Origin of the sequence: Streptomyces sp. NBC_00239, from assembly GCF_036194065.1 — a bacterium.
Classification (GTDB): domain Bacteria; phylum Actinomycetota; class Actinomycetes; order Streptomycetales; family Streptomycetaceae; genus Streptomyces.
The window spans coordinates 6,170,531-6,187,267 of sequence record NZ_CP108095.1 but is presented as its reverse complement, the minus strand read 5'-3'; the positions used below and the strand labels follow the sequence as shown (position 1 = coordinate 6,187,267).

The following is a 16,737-nucleotide window of genomic DNA, read 5'->3' as shown; positions in this document are numbered from 1 at the left end:
CACCGCGGTCGTCACGGCCGCGGAACCCGCCGCGGTCGCCACCACGATCGCCACCGCGGTCATCGCGACCACGGAAGCCACCACGGTCGTCACGCCCGCGGAAGCCGCCACGGTCGCCACCGCGGTCGTCACGGCGCGGGTAGCTCGGACGGTCGCCGCCACGGTCGTCGCGGCCGCGGAAGCCGCCACCACGCTCGTCATCACGACGCGGGAAGCTGGGACGGTCGCCACCACGGTCGTCACGACGCGGGTAGCTGGGGCGGTCCCCACCGCGGTCGTCGCGGCCGCGGAAGCCGCCACCACGCTCATCGTCACGGCGCGGGTAGCTCGGACGGTCGCCGCGGTCGTCGCGACGGAACGGGGGACGGTCGCCACCGCGGTCGTCACGACGCGGGTAGCTCGGGCGGTCCCCGCCACGGTCGTCGCGGCCGCGGAAGCCGCCACCACGCTCATCGTCACGACGGGGGTAACTGGGACGGTCGCCACCACGGTCGTCGCGACCGCGGAAGCCGCCACCACGCTCGTCATCACGGCGCGGGTAGCTCGGACGGTCACCGCGGTCGTCGCGACGGAACGGAGGACGGTCGCCACCGCGGTCGTCGCGGCCGCGGAAGCCGCCACCACGCTCATCGTCACGGCGCGGGAAGCTGGGACGGTCGTCGCGACGGAACGGGGGACGGTCACCACCACGGTCATCACGACGCGGGTAGCTCGGACGGTCCCCGCCACGGTCGTCGCGACCACGGAAACCGCCACCACGCTCGTCATCACGACGGGGGTAGCTCGGACGGTCGCCACGGTCGTCACGACGGAACGGGGGACGGTCACCACCACGGTCATCACGACGCGGGTAGCTCGGACGGTCCCCGCCGCCGGTCGGACGACCACCGCGGTCGTCACGACGGAAGCCGCCACCACGCTCGTCATCACGACGCGGGTAGCTCGGACGGTCGCCACCGCGGTCGTCGCGGCCACGGAAACCGCCACCACGCTCGTCATCACGGCGCGGGAAGCTGGGACGGTCGCCGCGGTCGTCGCGACGGAACGGGGGACGGTCGCCACCACGGTCATCGCGGCCGCGGAAGCCGCCACCGGTGCTGCCGCCGGTCGGACGACCACCGCGGTCGTCACGACGGAAGCCGCCACCACGCTCGTCATCACGACGGGGGTAGCTCGGACGGTCGCCGCGGTCGTCACGACGGAACGGGGGACGGTCGCCACCACGGTCATCACGACGCGGGTAGCCGCCGCCGGTGCTGCCGCCGGCGGGGCGGCCACCACGGTCGTCGCGGTCGTCACGGCGGAAGGGGGGACGGTCGCCGCCGCTGGGTCGGCCACCGCGGTCGTCGCGGCGGAAGCCGCCGCGGTCGCCACCGCGGTCGTCGCGGCCCCCGCGGTAGCCGCCCCTGTCGCCACCGTCGTTGCGCCGAGGCTCGCGCTCCGGACGATCGTCGGGAGAGTTGGACATGGGTGTGACTCCTGTCTTCGGGGTACCGCTAGTCATTCTTGCGCAACCAGCCCATGGCCGCGCTTCGGCGTATTTCAAGGTAAAAACAAAAAGGACCCTTGGTCCTCAGCGTGAACGCTGGGGACCAAGGGTCCTTTGAAAGATTGTTCGGCGGCGTCCTACTCTCCCACAGGGTCCCCCCTGCAGTACCATCGGCGCTGAAAGGCTTAGCTTCCGGGTTCGGAATGTAACCGGGCGTTTCCCTAACGCTATGACCACCGAAACCCTATCGGTTTCGAGCGAACAAGCACACTTTGTAGTTATGTTCTAGCTCTAGAAACCAGCAACCGTTCGTTGCTTCAGAACTAACACAGTGGACGCGAGCAACTGAGGACAAGCCCTCGGCCTATTAGTACCAGTCAGCTCCACCCGTTACCGGGCTTCCACATCTGGCCTATCAACCCAGTCGTCTACTGGGAGCCTTACCCTCTCAAGGAGGTGGGAATACTCATCTTGAAGCAGGCTTCCCGCTTAGATGCTTTCAGCGGTTATCCCTCCCGAACGTAGCCAACCAGCCATGCCCTTGGCAGGACAACTGGCACACCAGAGGTTCGTCCGTCCCGGTCCTCTCGTACTAGGGACAGCCCTTCTCAATATTCCTACGCGCGCAGCGGATAGGGACCGAACTGTCTCACGACGTTCTAAACCCAGCTCGCGTACCGCTTTAATGGGCGAACAGCCCAACCCTTGGGACCGACTCCAGCCCCAGGATGCGACGAGCCGACATCGAGGTGCCAAACCATCCCGTCGATATGGACTCTTGGGGAAGATCAGCCTGTTATCCCCGGGGTACCTTTTATCCGTTGAGCGACGGCGCTTCCACAAGCCACCGCCGGATCACTAGTCCCGACTTTCGTCCCTGCTCGACCCGTCGGTCTCACAGTCAAGCTCCCTTGTGCACTTACACTCAACACCTGATTGCCAACCAGGCTGAGGGAACCTTTGGGCGCCTCCGTTACTCTTTGGGAGGCAACCGCCCCAGTTAAACTACCCATCAGACACTGTCCCTGATCCGGATCACGGACCGAGGTTAGACATCCAGCACGACCAGAGTGGTATTTCAACGGCGACTCCACAACCACTGGCGTGGCTGCTTCAAAGTCTCCCACCTATCCTACACAAGCCGAACCGAACACCAATATCAAACTGTAGTAAAGGTCCCGGGGTCTTTCCGTCCTGCTGCGCGAAACGAGCATCTTTACTCGTAGTGCAATTTCACCGGGCCTATGGTTGAGACAGTCGAGAAGTCGTTACGCCATTCGTGCAGGTCGGAACTTACCCGACAAGGAATTTCGCTACCTTAGGATGGTTATAGTTACCACCGCCGTTTACTGGCGCTTAAGTTCTCAGCTTCGCAACCCCGAAAGGTCACTAACCGGTCCCCTTAACGTTCCAGCACCGGGCAGGCGTCAGTCCGTATACATCGCCTTACGGCTTCGCACGGACCTGTGTTTTTAGTAAACAGTCGCTTCTCGCTGGTCTCTGCGGCCACCCCCAGCTCACGGAGTAAATCCGATCACCAGTGATGGCCCCCCTTCTCCCGAAGTTACGGGGGCATTTTGCCGAGTTCCTTAACCATAGTTCACCCGAACGCCTCGGTATTCTCTACCTGACCACCTGAGTCGGTTTAGGGTACGGGCCGCCATGAAACTCGCTAGAGGCTTTTCTCGACAGCATAGGATCATCCACTTCACCACAATCGGCTCGGCATCAGGTCTCAGCCTTAATGAGGGACGGATTTGCCTACCCCTCGGCCTACACCCTTACCCCGGGACAACCACCGCCCGGGCTGGACTACCTTCCTGCGTCACCCCATCGCTTACCTACTACAAGTCTGGTTCGTCGGCTCCACCACTTTCCTTTCCCCGAAGGGTCCGGAACGGCTTCACGGACTTAGCATCGCCTGATTCGATATTGGGCGTTTCAAAGCGGGTACCGGAATATCAACCGGTTGTCCATCGACTACGCCTGTCGGCCTCGCCTTAGGTCCCGACTTACCCTGGGCAGATCAGCTTGACCCAGGAACCCTTAGTCAATCGGCGCACACGTTTCTCACGTGTGTATCGCTACTCATGCCTGCATTCTCACTCGTGAACCGTCCACAACTAGCTTCCGCTGCTGCTTCACCCGGCACACGACGCTCCCCTACCCATCACAGCGGGCGTTGGCCCTATTGCTGCAATGACACGACTTCGGCGGTACGCTTGAGCCCCGCTACATTGTCGGCGCGGAATCACTTGACCAGTGAGCTATTACGCACTCTTTCAAGGGTGGCTGCTTCTAAGCCAACCTCCTGGTTGTCTCTGCGACTCCACATCCTTTCCCACTTAGCGTACGCTTAGGGGCCTTAGTCGATGCTCTGGGCTGTTTCCCTCTCGACCATGGAGCTTATCCCCCACAGTCTCACTGCCGTGCTCTCACTTACCGGCATTCGGAGTTTGGCTAAGGTCAGTAACCCGGTAGGGCCCATCGCCTATCCAGTGCTCTACCTCCGGCAAGAAACACACGACGCTGCACCTAAATGCATTTCGGGGAGAACCAGCTATCACGGAGTTTGATTGGCCTTTCACCCCTAACCACAGGTCATCCCCCAGGTTTTCAACCCTGGTGGGTTCGGTCCTCCACGAAGTCTTACCTCCGCTTCAACCTGCCCATGGCTAGATCACTCCGCTTCGGGTCTAGAGCGTGCAACTCAATCGCCCTATTCGGACTCGCTTTCGCTACGGCTTCCCCACACGGGTTAACCTCGCTACACACCGCTAACTCGCAGGCTCATTCTTCAAAAGGCACGCAGTCACGACGCATTGAGTAAACTCAATGCGCGACGCTCCCACGGCTTGTAGGCACACGGTTTCAGGTACTATTTCACTCCGCTCCCGCGGTACTTTTCACCATTCCCTCACGGTACTATCCGCTATCGGTCACCAGGGAATATTTAGGCTTAGCGGGTGGTCCCGCCAGATTCACACGGGATTTCTCGGGCCCCGTGCTACTTGGGAGATTCTTAAGCAAGCCGCTGATGTTTCGTCTACGGGGGTCTTACCCTCTACGCCGGACCTTTCGCATGTCCTTCGACTACATCAACGGTTTCTGACTCGCCGACCGGCCGGCAGACCGATCAAAAGAATTCCCACAACCCCGCATGCGCAACCCCTGCCGGGTATCACACGCATACGGTTTGGCCTCATCCGGTTTCGCTCGCCACTACTCCCGGAATCACGGTTGTTTTCTCTTCCTGAGGGTACTGAGATGTTTCACTTCCCCTCGTTCCCTCCACACTGCCTATGTGTTCAGCAGTGGGTGACAGCCCATGACGACTGCCGGGTTTCCCCATTCGGACACCCCCGGATCAAAGCTCAGTTGGCAGCTCCCCGGGGCCTATCGCGGCCTCTCACGTCCTTCATCGGTTCCTGGTGCCAAGGCATCCACCGTGCGCCCTTAAAAACTTGGCCACAGATGCTCGCGTCCACTGTGTAGTTCTCAAGCAACGACCAGCCACCCATCACCCTGCTCTACAAGAGAACAAGTTCACTGGGGCCGGCATCGCGAAGGTTCGACCAAATCGGCCGTACCCTCAGATACCCAACAACGTGCCAAGCACAATCCCCGCCACTCTTCCGTGTTCCACGCCGAAGCAGTACTTACAGAAGGCTTTGAAGATTGTGCCAACTAATCAACGTTCCACCCATGAGCAACCGTGCGATTCATTCGATCGCAGTCGGCTATATGCTCCTTAGAAAGGAGGTGATCCAGCCGCACCTTCCGGTACGGCTACCTTGTTACGACTTCGTCCCAATCGCCAGTCCCACCTTCGACAGCTCCCTCCACAAGGGTTGGGCCACCGGCTTCGGGTGTTACCGACTTTCGTGACGTGACGGGCGGTGTGTACAAGGCCCGGGAACGTATTCACCGCAGCAATGCTGATCTGCGATTACTAGCGACTCCGACTTCATGGGGTCGAGTTGCAGACCCCAATCCGAACTGAGACCGGCTTTTTGAGATTCGCTCCACCTCACGGTATCGCAGCTCATTGTACCGGCCATTGTAGCACGTGTGCAGCCCAAGACATAAGGGGCATGATGACTTGACGTCGTCCCCACCTTCCTCCGAGTTGACCCCGGCGGTCTCCTGTGAGTCCCCATCACCCCGAAGGGCATGCTGGCAACACAGGACAAGGGTTGCGCTCGTTGCGGGACTTAACCCAACATCTCACGACACGAGCTGACGACAGCCATGCACCACCTGTATACCGACCACAAGGGGGGCACTATCTCTAATGCTTTCCGGTATATGTCAAGCCTTGGTAAGGTTCTTCGCGTTGCGTCGAATTAAGCCACATGCTCCGCCGCTTGTGCGGGCCCCCGTCAATTCCTTTGAGTTTTAGCCTTGCGGCCGTACTCCCCAGGCGGGGAACTTAATGCGTTAGCTGCGGCACCGACGACGTGGAATGTCGCCAACACCTAGTTCCCAACGTTTACGGCGTGGACTACCAGGGTATCTAATCCTGTTCGCTCCCCACGCTTTCGCTCCTCAGCGTCAGTAATGGCCCAGAGATCCGCCTTCGCCACCGGTGTTCCTCCTGATATCTGCGCATTTCACCGCTACACCAGGAATTCCGATCTCCCCTACCACACTCTAGCCTGCCCGTATCGAATGCAGACCCGGGGTTAAGCCCCGGGCTTTCACATCCGACGCGACAAGCCGCCTACGAGCTCTTTACGCCCAATAATTCCGGACAACGCTTGCGCCCTACGTATTACCGCGGCTGCTGGCACGTAGTTAGCCGGCGCTTCTTCTGCAGGTACCGTCACTTTCGCTTCTTCCCTGCTGAAAGAGGTTTACAACCCGAAGGCCGTCATCCCTCACGCGGCGTCGCTGCATCAGGCTTTCGCCCATTGTGCAATATTCCCCACTGCTGCCTCCCGTAGGAGTCTGGGCCGTGTCTCAGTCCCAGTGTGGCCGGTCGCCCTCTCAGGCCGGCTACCCGTCGTCGCCTTGGTAGGCCATTACCCCACCAACAAGCTGATAGGCCGCGGGCTCATCCTTCACCGCCGGAGCTTTTAACCCCCGCCCATGCAGGCAGGAGTGTTATCCGGTATTAGACCCCGTTTCCAGGGCTTGTCCCAGAGTGAAGGGCAGATTGCCCACGTGTTACTCACCCGTTCGCCACTAATCCACCCCGAAGGGCTTCATCGTTCGACTTGCATGTGTTAAGCACGCCGCCAGCGTTCGTCCTGAGCCAGGATCAAACTCTCCGTGAATGTTTACCCGTCTGCGCTTAATTAAAAGCTGCGGGTGCACACCACGCAAGAGCGGGACGATCACGCCGGAATAAGGCAGATCGTCCACAGCGTCCTCGCTGTAGTGTTGCCTGCCAGATCCGAAGACCTGCCAGGACTTTTTCAAAGGAACCTCAACTCACCGAAGTGAGTCGGGGTATCAACTTCTGGCGTTGATTTTTGGCACGCTGTTGAGTTCTCAAGGTGCGGACGCTTCCTTTGTACTGACCCTCTCGGGCTTTCCTCCGGGCGCTTCCTTCGTTCTTGCGTTTCCGACTCTATCAGACTCTTTCGGGCCCGACTTCCTCGGTGCTTTCCAGGTTCTTCGCTTTCGCGTTTTCCCTTTCCGGCGGTTCCAACCTTACCAGACTCTTTTCCGTGTCGTTTCCGACTTGGAATTCGAATTCCGGTGGCCGTTGGGGGCCTTTGCCTTTCGGCGTGTTCACTACGCTATCCGATTTCCCGTGGTGCTCATAATTGAGGCTCCGGGCCGGATTCGGGCATGCCGAATACGCACCCGCCAGGGTGAGTCGTAGGTAGTGGGTTGGCCGCTTCCGGATCTGCCGACAGCAGGGACCGTGTCAAGCGGCTCGGGCTACGTTAGGCCTCTGCAAGGGGTGCGTCAAGTTGAGGTACGGCGTGGCGCGTGGGCCCGGTACGGGCTGACCGTGGGGTCGTCCGCCTGCCAGAAACGCCACGGGTGGTGGGCGCCGTCGCCGCCGACTCCGGTGCGCGGACCGGAGCGGACCTGGTCGGACGTCACGGGCATGCCGGTCAGTACGGACAGCGGGGCGTCGGGGCCGGCGCACAGGTCGGTGCCGTCGAGGGAGCGGTCGATGCCCAGGGCAGTGGCGAGGCGGGCCGGCCCTTTGGCCAGTTCTCGGTCGGTTCTGGCGGAAAGTCGGCGTTTGCGGGCCAGCTCGGCACCCACCGTGATCTCACCCGCGCGGAGCAGCACTCCGCTCGCGCTGCCCCGGGGGCCGCACACCAGGTTGAGGCTGAACCACATGCCGTAGATGAAGTAGACGTACGCGTGCCCCGGCGGACCGAACATCGACGCGTTGCGCGCCGTACGGCCGCGGTAGGCGTGGGAGCCCGGATCGCTCTCCCCCTCGTACGCCTCCACCTCGGTGATGCGCAGCTCGATCGGGCCGTCGTCGGTGCGACGGACCAGGGTGCGGCCCAGCAGGTCGGGGGCCACGGTGAGGACCGGGCGGTCGAAGAAGCCGCGGGGCAGGGGCGTACGGTCGGGGCGCGCGCTCATCCGTCCGAGCGTAGTGGAATCGGCTCGGTGGGAACCGGGCCCTAAGGTTCCGCGTTTGTAGAGGTCAGATCCGTAGTGAAGGGGAGACAGACGCATGGGGTTCAAGAAGCTGTTCGCGAGCCTGGGTGCCGGCGGCGCCTCGGTGGACACGATCATCACCGAGCCGAACGTCGTGCCCGGCGGCATCGTCCAGGGTGAGGTCCGCATCCAGGGCGGGTCCGTCGAGCAGCAGATCGAGGGGCTGTCGATCGGCCTGCAGGCCCGCGTCGAGGTGGAGAGCGGCGACCAGGAGGTCAAGCAGAACATCGTCTTCAGCAAGCAGCGGCTCGGCGGCGCCTTCCAGGTGCAGCCCGGCGCGGTGCACGTGGTGCCGTTCGGCCTGGAGATCCCGTGGGAGACCCCGGTCACCCACTTCGCCGGCCAGCACCTGCACGGCATGAACATCGGCGTCAGCACCGAGCTGGAGATCGCGCGCGCCGTGGACGCGGGCGACCTGGACCCGATCAACGTGCACCCGCTGCCCGCGCAGCAGGCCATCCTGGACGCCTTCGGGCAGCTCGGCTTCCGCTTCCGCAGTGCGGACATGGAGCGCGGGCACATCCGCGGCACCCGCCAGACGCTGCCCTTCTACCAGGAGATCGAGTTCCTGCCGCCGCAGCAGTACCACGGCCTCAACCAGGTCGAGCTGACCTTCGTCGCCGACGGCAACGAGATGGACGTCGTCCTGGAGATGGACAAGAAGCCGGGCCTGTTCACCGAGGGCAGCGACACCTACCGCTGCTTCAAGGTCGGCCTGCACTCCTACCAGAGCACCAACTGGGCGGCCTACCTCAACGAGTGGATCGCCTCCGTCGGCTCCAAGCGCAACTGGTTCTAGGAGGAACCCCGTGTCGGACGACATCAAGCGCGCGCCGCTGCCGCACGCCTTCCACCCGGAGGTCGCCGCCTTCACGGTGACCAGTGCGGACCTGGCGCCGGGGGCCGAGCTGGCCCCCGCGCAGGTGCTGGCGGAGGGGAACCTCTCCCCGCAGCTGAGCTGGGAGGGCTTCCCCGCCGGGACCAAGAGCTTCGCCGTGACGTGCTTCGACCCCGACGCCCCCACGGGCAGCGGGTTCTGGCACTGGGTCCTGTTCGACCTGCCGGCCTCGGTCACGGAGCTGCCGACGGGTGCGGGCGGCGGGAAGTTCGAGGGGCTGCCGGCCGGAGCGGTCCACGTGCGCAACGACTACGGCACGAAGGACTTCGGCGGTGCCGCTCCCCCGGCCGGGGAACGGCACCGGTACGTGTTCACCGTCTATGCGGTGGACCAGGAAAAGCTGGGACCCGATGCGGACGCCTCTCCCGCAGCCGTCGGATTCCATCTGCGCTTCCACGCGCTCGGGCGCGCACAGCTGATCGGTGAGTACGCCGCACCTTCGCGGGATTGAGCGCTGGACTGATCGTTCGCCGGCCGTTTGCCCGGTCCTGGTCTAAAGGTGACCGGGACCGGGCATTTTTAATGCGTTGTCCCGCGTGGCGCGCGCGGCCAGAGTGGTTGCGGGCCGTGCCGCCAGGGTGGTCGCGGGGCCTGCGCACAGGAGGTGGGCGAGATGCGGGACACGCTGGTACTGAACGCGAGCTTCGAGCCGCTGTCGACGGTTTCCATGAACCGGGCCGTGGTCCTGGTGCTCCAGGACAAGGCCGTGGTCGAACAGTCCCATCCCGAACTCCGTGTGCGCGCCGCCGCGGTCGATCTGCCGGTGCCCCGCGTGATCAGACTCTGCAGGTACGTACGGGTGCCCTTCCGAAGACACGCCCCGTGGTCACGGCGGGGGGTGCTGGCACGGGACCAGCACAGGTGCGCGTACTGCGGGCGGCGGGCGACGACCGTGGACCACGTGGTGCCCAGGGCGCAGGGCGGCGGGGACACCTGGCTGAACACGGTGGCCTCCTGCGCGGAGGACAACCACCGCAAAGCGGCCCGGACTCCGGAGGAGGCGGGCATGCCGCTGCTGCGTCCGCCGTTCGTGCCGTCGCCGGCGGACGCCATGCTGCTGGCGCTCGGCTCCGGGCGCCGGGAGGTGCTGCCCGACTGGCTCGGGCAGTCCGCGTAGGGCTTCTGACGGCTTCGGGGTGCGGCGTATCTTTCGTACGCCGGTCACCGGAGGAGTAGCTGGACGATTGCGAGGACGCCGACCGCCACGATGACTGCGCGCAGCGCGGTCGGCGGGAGGCGCCTTCCGATTTTCGCGCCGATCTGGCCGCCGAGGGTGGAGCCGGCGGCGATCAGCAGGACCGCGGTCCAGTCGAACGTGGCGACGAAGAGGAAGAAGACCGCGGCGATCCCGTTCACCAAGGCGGCGACGATGTTCTTGACGGCGTTGATGCGCTGGAGGTCGTCGTGGAGCGCGAGGCCCATCAGGCCGAGGTAGAGGACGCCCTGGGCGGCGCCGAAGTAGCCGCCGTACGCGCTGGACAGGAGCATGCCGGTCAGGAGGGCGGGGCCGCCGTCGGGGTGGCGGGCCGCCGTGCCGGTCTCCTGTTGGCGGGCCCGCAGGGCCTTGGCGAGGCGGGGCTGGACGACGACGAGGACCAGGGCGATGCCGATGAGTACCGGCACGATGGTGTCGAAGGAGTCCGAGGGCAGGGTCACCAGGAGGACGGCTCCGGCGAGTCCGCCGACGAGGGAGACCGCGCCGAGGCGCAGGACGCGGCGGCGCTGGCCGGCGAGTTCCTTGCGGTAGCCGATGGCTCCGCTGATCGAACCGGGCACCAGGCCGAGGGTGTTGGACACGTTGGCGGTGACCGGGGAGAGTCCGGTGGCGAGGAGCACCGGGAAGGTGATGAGGGTGCCGGAGCCGACGATGGTGTTGATGGTGCCTGCTCCGACACCGGCGGCGAAGACCGCGAGCGATTCCCAGATGGACAAGGCCATCTCCTTCACATGGGTGAGACGCCTCCCCGCCATGAAGGTCGAGGGGCCTCACCGATCATGCAGGAAGCGGCTCGTCCCTCAGTCGATCGGGGGCTGCTCGCGTCGCTCGGCGCCGCCGTCCTTCTGCGTGCTGAAGCCGGAACCGCCGCCCATGGGGCCGAAGTTGCCCATGGCGCCGCTGAGGCCCTTGAGTGCGTCGCCGATCTCGCTGGGGACGATCCAGAGCTTGTTCGCGTCGCCCTCGGCGATCTTCGGGAGCATCTGGAGGTACTGGTAGGCGAGCAGCTTCTGGTCGGCGTCGCCGGCGTGGATGGACTCGAAGACGGTGCGGATGGCCTGGGCCTCGCCCTCGGCGCGCAGTGCGGCGGCCTTGGCGTCACCTTCGGCGCGCAGGATGGACGACTGCTTCTCGCCCTCGGCGCGCAGGATCTCCGACTGGCGTACGCCTTCGGCCTGGAGGATCGCGGCGCGCTTGTCGCGGTCGGCGCGCATCTGCTTCTCCATCGAGTCCTGGATGGAGGTCGGCGGCTCGATGGCCTTGAGCTCGACGCGGTTGACGCGGATGCCCCACTTGCCGGTGGCCTCGTCGAGGACTCCGCGCAGCGCTGCGTTGATCTCCTCGCGGGAGGTGAGGGTCCGCTCCAGGTCCATGCCGCCGATGATGTTGCGGAGGGTGGTGACGGTGAGCTGCTCGATGGCCTGGATGTAGCTGGCCACCTCGTACGTCGCGGCGCGGGCGTCGGTCACCTGGTAGTAGATGACGGTGTCGATGTTGACGACCAGGTTGTCCTGGGTGATGACCGGCTGCGGCGGGAAGGGGACGACCTGCTCGCGGAGGTCGATCCGGTTGCGGATCGAGTCGATGAACGGGACGACGATGTTGAGGCCCGCGTTGAGGGTGCGGGTGTAGCGGCCGAAGCGCTCGACGATCGCGGCGCTCGCCTGCGGGATGACCTGGATCGTCTTGACCAGCGCGATGAAGACCAGCACCACCAGAATGATCAGGACGATGATGATCGGTTGCATGCGGTTCCCCGTACCCTTCTAGCTTCCTGTCCTGCGCTGTTGAGGGCGCAGTTCCCCTTGTACGGAGTCTCGCAGACGCGCGTCTGCGGGGAGCGGGATTCGGTCACATGACGTCACATGACGACCGCGGTCGCCCCGTCGATCTCGACGACGTCGACCTGTTGGCCCGCTTCGAAGCTGCTGTCCGCGTCGAGGGTGCGGGCGGACCAGATCTCGCCGGCGAGCTTGATCCGGCCGCCGCTGCCGTCGACGCGTTCGAGTACGACCGCGGTGCGGCCGCGCAACGCGTCGATCCCGCTGGCGAATTGGGGCCGCTGGGCGCGGTGCCGGTTGGCGATGGGCCGGACGACGGCGATGAGCGCCACCGACACGGCCGTGAAGACGAGGACTTGGGCGACCACTCCCCCGCCGAGTGCCGCGGTGATCGCCGCGGCGACCGCGCCCGCGGAGAACATTCCGAATTCCGGCATGGCGGTGAGGACCAGCGGAATGCCCAGTCCGACCGCGCCGACGAGCCACCACACCCATGCGTCGATGTCCACATGGTCATGGTAGGTCGGCCGGACGCGGTCCGGACAGGGTGCGGGGGCGGCTGCCGCACCTGGGGGTCAGCGCAGGGGCAGGCCCTGGGCGCTCCAGCGGTCGCTGTCGTTGCGCTCGACGACCAGCGGGAGGCCGAAGCACAGGGAGAGGTTGCGGGAGGTGAGTTCGAGGTCGATGGGACCGGCGGTGACGACCTTGCCCTGACGGATCATGAGGACGTGGGTGAAGCCGGGGGCGATCTCCTCGACGTGGTGCGTGACCATGATCATGGAGGGGGCGAGCGGGTCGCGGGCGAGCCGGCCGAGGCGGCGTACGAGGTCCTCGCGGCCGCCGAGGTCGAGGCCGGCGGCGGGCTCGTCGAGGAGCAGCAGCTCGGGGTCGGTCATCAGGGCGCGGGCGATCAGGGTGCGCTTGCGCTCGCCCTCGGAGAGGGTGCCGAACTTCCGGTCGAGGAAGTCGGACATGCCGAGGCGGTCGAGGAAGGCGCGGGCGCGCTGCTCGTCGATGTCCTCGTACTCCTCCTGCCAGCCGGCCGTCATGCCGTAGGCGGCGGTGAGGACGGTCTGCAGGACGGTCTGGCGCTTGGGCAGCTTGTCGGCCATGGCGATGCCCGCGATGCCGATGCGGGGCCTCAGCTCGAACACGTCGACCTTGCCGAGGGTGCTGCCGAGGATGCCGGCCGTGCCCTTGGTGGGGAAGAGGTAGCTGGACGCGACGTTGAGCAGGGTGGTCTTCCCGGCGCCGTTGGGGCCGAGGATCACCCAGCGCTCCCCCTCCTTGACCGACCAGGAGACCTGGTCCACCAGAGCCCGGCCCTCGCGGACCACGGATACGTCCACCAGCTCCAGCACATCGCTCATGAGCGCGTTGTCTCCCATTGCAGTCTTGGTTGTCACAGTGCGCCTGTGGGCGCAGCCCCAGGGGAAAACCTACGCCACTCGGGGAGTGGGCCGGGGACGAGGTGGGTCGATAGGCCGGTCCGTAGGCTGGGGGGCATGCTTTCGGAACCACGTTCAGGGCGGCTGGCCGCCTGGGGAAACGCGTTGTTGGGCGGGCTGGTGTCACCGGACGAGGCCGTTGTGGCGATCGTCGGCGGGGATGCCGTGCACCGGGTGGAGGGGCTTCCCGGGGAGGCGGGTCCGGTCGGGCTGACGCTCGCGCTGGGCCGGCTGCGGGTGCTGGGGGTGACGGGTCTGCGGGTGGCGCTGCCCGCGCCGGGGCATCCGCTGGGGTTGTCCGGTCCGCCGGAGTTCAATGCGCGCGCGCTGGAGGCCGAGGAGGCCGTGGTGTGCGCGGGGTCGGCGCTGGGGCTCGTGCCGGAGGTGTCGGAGGCCGGGCCGGCGGGCGATGTGCACGTGGAGGTGGTCTGGCGCTGCCTGCCGGTACGGGAGGCGCCGCCGGCCGACGTGCCCTCGCTGGGTGAGGCGGAGCGGGAGCTGGCGGAGGGGCTGCGGGACGCGACGCAGGTGCTGACGCGGCTCGACGTGGCCGCTTCGGGGCCGCTGGCGGAGGCGGCGCTCGACGCGTACCGGGCGCGGGCGGACCGGGGCCGTGAGGTGCTGGCGCCGGGGTATCCGCCGCGGGCGGTGCGGGTGCTGGAGCTGGCGCAGCGGATCGGGCTGCTCGTGGACCTGGCGTACGGGTCCGGGCACGGGGGCGCGGTGTCGGCCTCGGAGATGTCGGCGCGGTCGCTGGCGCTGCAGCCGGTGGAGCGGGTGGCGCGGCGGGCGCAGGTCGCGGCGTACAACGCGTACGTGGAGGAGCGGGAGCGGGGGCGGTAGTACGGCGGACGCGGCGCGGCCCCGCTTCCGGGGAGAGGAGGAAGCGGGGCCGCGCCGGGACCGGGAGGGTCAGTGGTTGAGACCCGTGTTGCCGAAGGCGCCGTTCAGCAGGCCGATCACGCTGACCGAGTTGCCGACCGCGTTGACCGGGACGTGCACCGGGGCCTGGATCAGGTTGCCGGAGGCGACGCCGGGCGAGTTCAGGGCCTCGCCGTTGGCCTGCGCGCCGCCGTGGGCGGACGAGACGCCGGCGCCGGCGGCGACCAGGCCGCCCGCGATCATGGTGATGGCAGCGGCCTTCTTGATGTTCTTCACGTTCAGGTCCTCCAGTACGTTCACCGCGGCCAGCCGCCGCGGCATGCCATGGAGAACGGCCGCCGGGCGGTCAGGTTGCGCCATGTGGGCTACATACACCCGACGGTATGAATCTCATTCCGGACCGTTACCCGTCGACGAGGCCGTGCCGTACGGCGTACAGGGCGGCCTGGGTGCGGTCGGCGAGGTCCAGCTTCATCAGGATGTTCGACACGTGCGTCTTCACCGTCTTCTCGGACAGGACGAGGGCGCGGGCGATCTCCCGGTTGGAACGGCCGTCCGCGATCAGACCGAGGACCTCGCGCTCCCGCTCGGTCAGGGAGCCGCCGCGGCCGGCCGGTGCGCCCTGCTCCTCCGGGGAGAGCAGGGTCACCGCGACCTCCGGCTGGAGCAGGACGTGCCCGGCGTGGACCGAGCGGATCGCGCCGGCCAGGGCTTCGGGGTCGATGTCCTTGTATACGTAGCCGGCGGCGCCGGCGCGCAGGGCGGGGACGACGGTGCGCTGCTCGGTGAAGCTGGTGACGATGAGGACGCGGGCCGGATTGGCGAGCTCGCGCAGCCGGCGCAGTGCCTCGATGCCGTCGGTGCCGGGCATCTTGATGTCCATGAGGACCACGTCGGGGCGCAGGTCCTCGGCGGCGGCGATGCCCGCGTCGCCGTCGGCGGCCTCGCCGACCACCTCTATGTCGTCCTGGACCTCCAGGAAGGTGCGCAGCCCGCGCCGGACCACCTGGTGGTCGTCGACGACGAGGACGCGGATCTTCGGGCGAGGTGCGTCAGCCACCGGGGACCTCCATCTCGATCGTGGTGCCCGTGCCGGGCGCCGAGTGCACGGTGAGCGCGCCGCCGACGCCGCTCGCCCGGTCCCGCATGGAGACGAGGCCGAGGTGACGGCCGGCGCGGCGGACGGTCTGCGGGTCGAAGCCGCGGCCGTCGTCGGTGATGCGGAGCAGGGCGCCGGCGCCGCGGCGGGCGAGGTGTACGTCGACGGCGGCGGCTCCGGAGTGCCGCAGGGCGTTGTGGAGGGCCTCCTGGGAGACCCGCAGGAGGGCTTCCTCCTGGGCTGCGGGCAGGGCCCGGACGCCGTCGCAGGTGAAGGTGACGCGTGCGGAGTGCGCGCGGTCGAGTACGTGGATCTGGGTGCGCAGGGTGGCGACGAGGCCGTCCTCGTCGAGGGCGGCGGGGCGGAGCTCGACCACGGCGGCGCGCAGTTCGTCGGCGGCCTCGGCGGCGAGGGCGGCGACCTGCTGGAGTTCGTCCTTGGCGCGGCCCGGGTCGCGGTCGACGAGGGCGGTGGCGGCCTGGGCGGTGAGCCGCAGCGAGAACAGCTTCTGGCTGACCGCGTCGTGCAGCTCGTGGGCGAGGCGGGAGCGCTCCTCGGCGATGGTGAGTTCGCGGCTGCGCTCGTAGAGGCGGGCGTTGGTGAGGGCGATGGCGGCGTGCTGGGCGAGGATGCCGAGCAGTTCCTCGTCCTCCTCGGTGAAGCCGCAGCCCTCACGGGACGCCGTGGTGGGAGTGTCGCCGTCGGGGCGCGGGCAGCGCTTGTTGGCGAGGAACAGGGCGCCGAGGGTTTCGTCGCCGTCGCGGATCGGCAGGCCGAGGAAGTCGGACATGTCGGGGTGGGCGGCGGGCCAGCCCTCGAAGCGGGGGTCCTCGCGGACGTCGGCCAGCCGTTCGGCGCCGGGCTGGTGGAGCATCGCGGCGAGGATGCCGTGCTGGCGGGGCAGCGGGCCGATCCGGCGCCACTGCTCGTCGCTGACTCCGTCGACGACGAACTGGGCGAAGCCGCCGTGGTCGTCCGGGACGCCGAGGGCCGCGTACTCGGCGTCGAGCAGCTCGCGGGCGGAGGCCACGATCGTCTTGAGTACGTCCCGCACCTCCAGGTGGCGGCTCATGGCCAGCAGCGCGGTGCTCACGGCGGCCAGGCCGCTGCGGGGTCGGTGGCTCATGAGATCACCGTACCGGCGGGCCCCGGGCGGCCGGATCGGGCCCGCGGACCAGGGGCGGGGGCCGCAGGTCCTAGTCCGGGGGGCGGGTGCGCGCCTCCTCTTTAGGGAGGCGGTCCGCCTCTTTGTACGGAGAAGACGGTCCGCTCTTGTACCGGAGGG

At 66.6% G+C, this 16,737-nt stretch carries 12 protein-coding genes, 3 rRNA genes and 1 pseudogene; 4 read left to right on the top strand and 12 right to left on the bottom strand.

Annotation, left to right across the window (positions count from 1 at the left end; genetic code table 11):
* Positions 1–271: 271 nt before the first annotated feature.
* The 5 genes and pseudogenes from OG764_RS41770 to OG764_RS27185 all read right to left on the bottom strand — a co-directional run.
* Positions 272–1,162 (bottom strand): annotated as a pseudogene (locus OG764_RS41770) (tetratricopeptide repeat protein); the annotation flags it as partial.
* 451 nt (positions 1,163–1,613) lie between these two features.
* Positions 1,614–1,730, bottom strand: a 5S ribosomal RNA gene (rrf, locus tag OG764_RS27200).
* Between the two features lie 106 nt (positions 1,731–1,836).
* Positions 1,837–4,959, bottom strand: a 23S ribosomal RNA gene (locus tag OG764_RS27195).
* Between the two features lie 285 nt (positions 4,960–5,244).
* Positions 5,245–6,768, bottom strand: a 16S ribosomal RNA gene (locus tag OG764_RS27190).
* Together the 16S, 23S and 5S rRNA genes form the textbook arrangement of a ribosomal RNA operon.
* A 640-nt stretch (positions 6,769–7,408) precedes the next feature.
* Entirely contained in the window at positions 7,409–8,050 is a 642-nt protein-coding gene (locus OG764_RS27185) for a DNA-3-methyladenine glycosylase (RefSeq protein ID WP_328971057.1), read from the bottom strand.
* A gap of 94 nt (positions 8,051–8,144) precedes the next feature.
* Between OG764_RS27185 and OG764_RS27180 the strand changes: the two genes are divergently transcribed.
* The 3 genes from OG764_RS27180 to OG764_RS27170 all read left to right on the top strand — a co-directional run bounded on the left by OG764_RS27180 (position 8,145) and on the right by OG764_RS27170 (position 10,143).
* Entirely contained in the window at positions 8,145–8,927 is a 783-nt protein-coding gene (locus OG764_RS27180) for a sporulation protein (RefSeq protein WP_328971056.1), read from the top strand.
* 10 nt (positions 8,928–8,937) lie between these two features.
* A complete protein-coding gene (locus OG764_RS27175; protein ID WP_328971055.1) occupies positions 8,938–9,477 on the top strand; it encodes a YbhB/YbcL family Raf kinase inhibitor-like protein in 540 nt (179 codons plus the stop codon).
* A 162-nt stretch (positions 9,478–9,639) separates the two neighbouring features.
* Positions 9,640–10,143: an HNH endonuclease gene (locus OG764_RS27170; protein WP_328971054.1), complete on the top strand. Its 504-nt coding sequence runs from the start codon at positions 9,640–9,642 to the stop codon at positions 10,141–10,143.
* Between the two features lie 44 nt (positions 10,144–10,187).
* Here the strand turns inward: OG764_RS27170 and OG764_RS27165 are convergent, their stop codons facing one another.
* The 4 genes from OG764_RS27165 to OG764_RS27150 all read right to left on the bottom strand — a co-directional run bounded on the left by OG764_RS27165 (position 10,188) and on the right by OG764_RS27150 (position 13,393).
* A complete protein-coding gene (locus OG764_RS27165; RefSeq protein ID WP_328971053.1) occupies positions 10,188–10,964 on the bottom strand; it encodes a sulfite exporter TauE/SafE family protein in 777 nt (258 codons plus the stop codon).
* Between the two features lie 78 nt (positions 10,965–11,042).
* Positions 11,043–11,990, bottom strand: a complete 948-nt coding sequence (locus tag OG764_RS27160; protein ID WP_328971052.1) for an SPFH domain-containing protein — start codon at positions 11,988–11,990, stop codon at positions 11,043–11,045.
* Positions 11,991–12,103: 113 nt separating this feature from the next.
* A complete protein-coding gene (locus tag OG764_RS27155; RefSeq protein ID WP_328971051.1) occupies positions 12,104–12,532 on the bottom strand; it encodes an NfeD family protein in 429 nt (142 codons plus the stop codon).
* 66 nt (positions 12,533–12,598) lie between these two features.
* Positions 12,599–13,393 carry an ABC transporter ATP-binding protein gene (locus OG764_RS27150; protein ID WP_328971050.1) on the bottom strand — a complete coding sequence of 265 codons (795 nt, stop codon included), beginning with the start codon at positions 13,391–13,393 and terminating at the stop codon, positions 12,599–12,601.
* Positions 13,394–13,528: 135 nt separating this feature from the next.
* Between OG764_RS27150 and OG764_RS27145 the strand changes: the two genes are divergently transcribed.
* Entirely contained in the window at positions 13,529–14,314 is a 786-nt protein-coding gene (locus OG764_RS27145; protein ID WP_328971049.1) for a hypothetical protein, read from the top strand.
* 69 nt (positions 14,315–14,383) lie between these two features.
* Here the strand turns inward: OG764_RS27145 and OG764_RS27140 are convergent, their stop codons facing one another.
* The 3 genes from OG764_RS27140 to OG764_RS27130 all read right to left on the bottom strand — a co-directional run bounded on the left by OG764_RS27140 (position 14,384) and on the right by OG764_RS27130 (position 16,578).
* Positions 14,384–14,629: a chaplin gene (locus tag OG764_RS27140; RefSeq protein ID WP_328973190.1), complete on the bottom strand. Its 246-nt coding sequence runs from the start codon at positions 14,627–14,629 to the stop codon at positions 14,384–14,386.
* A 127-nt stretch (positions 14,630–14,756) separates the two neighbouring features.
* The gene (locus OG764_RS27135; protein ID WP_328971048.1) at positions 14,757–15,413 is read right to left on the bottom strand and encodes a response regulator transcription factor; all 657 of its coding nucleotides are present in this window, start codon (positions 15,411–15,413) and stop codon (positions 14,757–14,759) included.
* Positions 15,406–16,578: a GAF domain-containing sensor histidine kinase gene (locus tag OG764_RS27130; protein ID WP_328971047.1), complete on the bottom strand. Its 1,173-nt coding sequence runs from the start codon at positions 16,576–16,578 to the stop codon at positions 15,406–15,408. The genes OG764_RS27135 and OG764_RS27130 overlap by 8 nt, the downstream gene beginning before the upstream one ends.
* Between the last annotated feature and the right edge of the window lie 159 nt (positions 16,579–16,737).

Bases quoted from the DNA above. Each gene is read 5' to 3' on its own strand.
- OG764_RS27185 (WP_328971057.1), bottom strand. From the start codon at position 8,050: ATGAGCGCGCGCCCCGACCGTACGCCCCTGCCCCGCGGCTTCTTCGAC.
- OG764_RS27180 (WP_328971056.1), top strand. From the start codon at position 8,145: ATGGGGTTCAAGAAGCTGTTCGCGAGCCTGGGTGCCGGCGGCGCCTCG.
- OG764_RS27170 (WP_328971054.1), top strand. From the start codon at position 9,640: ATGCGGGACACGCTGGTACTGAACGCGAGCTTCGAGCCGCTGTCGACG.
- OG764_RS27165 (WP_328971053.1), bottom strand. From the start codon at position 10,964: ATGGCCTTGTCCATCTGGGAATCGCTCGCGGTCTTCGCCGCCGGTGTC.
- OG764_RS27160 (WP_328971052.1), bottom strand. From the start codon at position 11,990: ATGCAACCGATCATCATCGTCCTGATCATTCTGGTGGTGCTGGTCTTC.
- OG764_RS27150 (WP_328971050.1), bottom strand. From the start codon at position 13,393: ATGAGCGATGTGCTGGAGCTGGTGGACGTATCCGTGGTCCGCGAGGGC.
- OG764_RS27145 (WP_328971049.1), top strand. From the start codon at position 13,529: ATGCTTTCGGAACCACGTTCAGGGCGGCTGGCCGCCTGGGGAAACGCG.
- OG764_RS27130 (WP_328971047.1), bottom strand. From the start codon at position 16,578: ATGAGCCACCGACCCCGCAGCGGCCTGGCCGCCGTGAGCACCGCGCTG.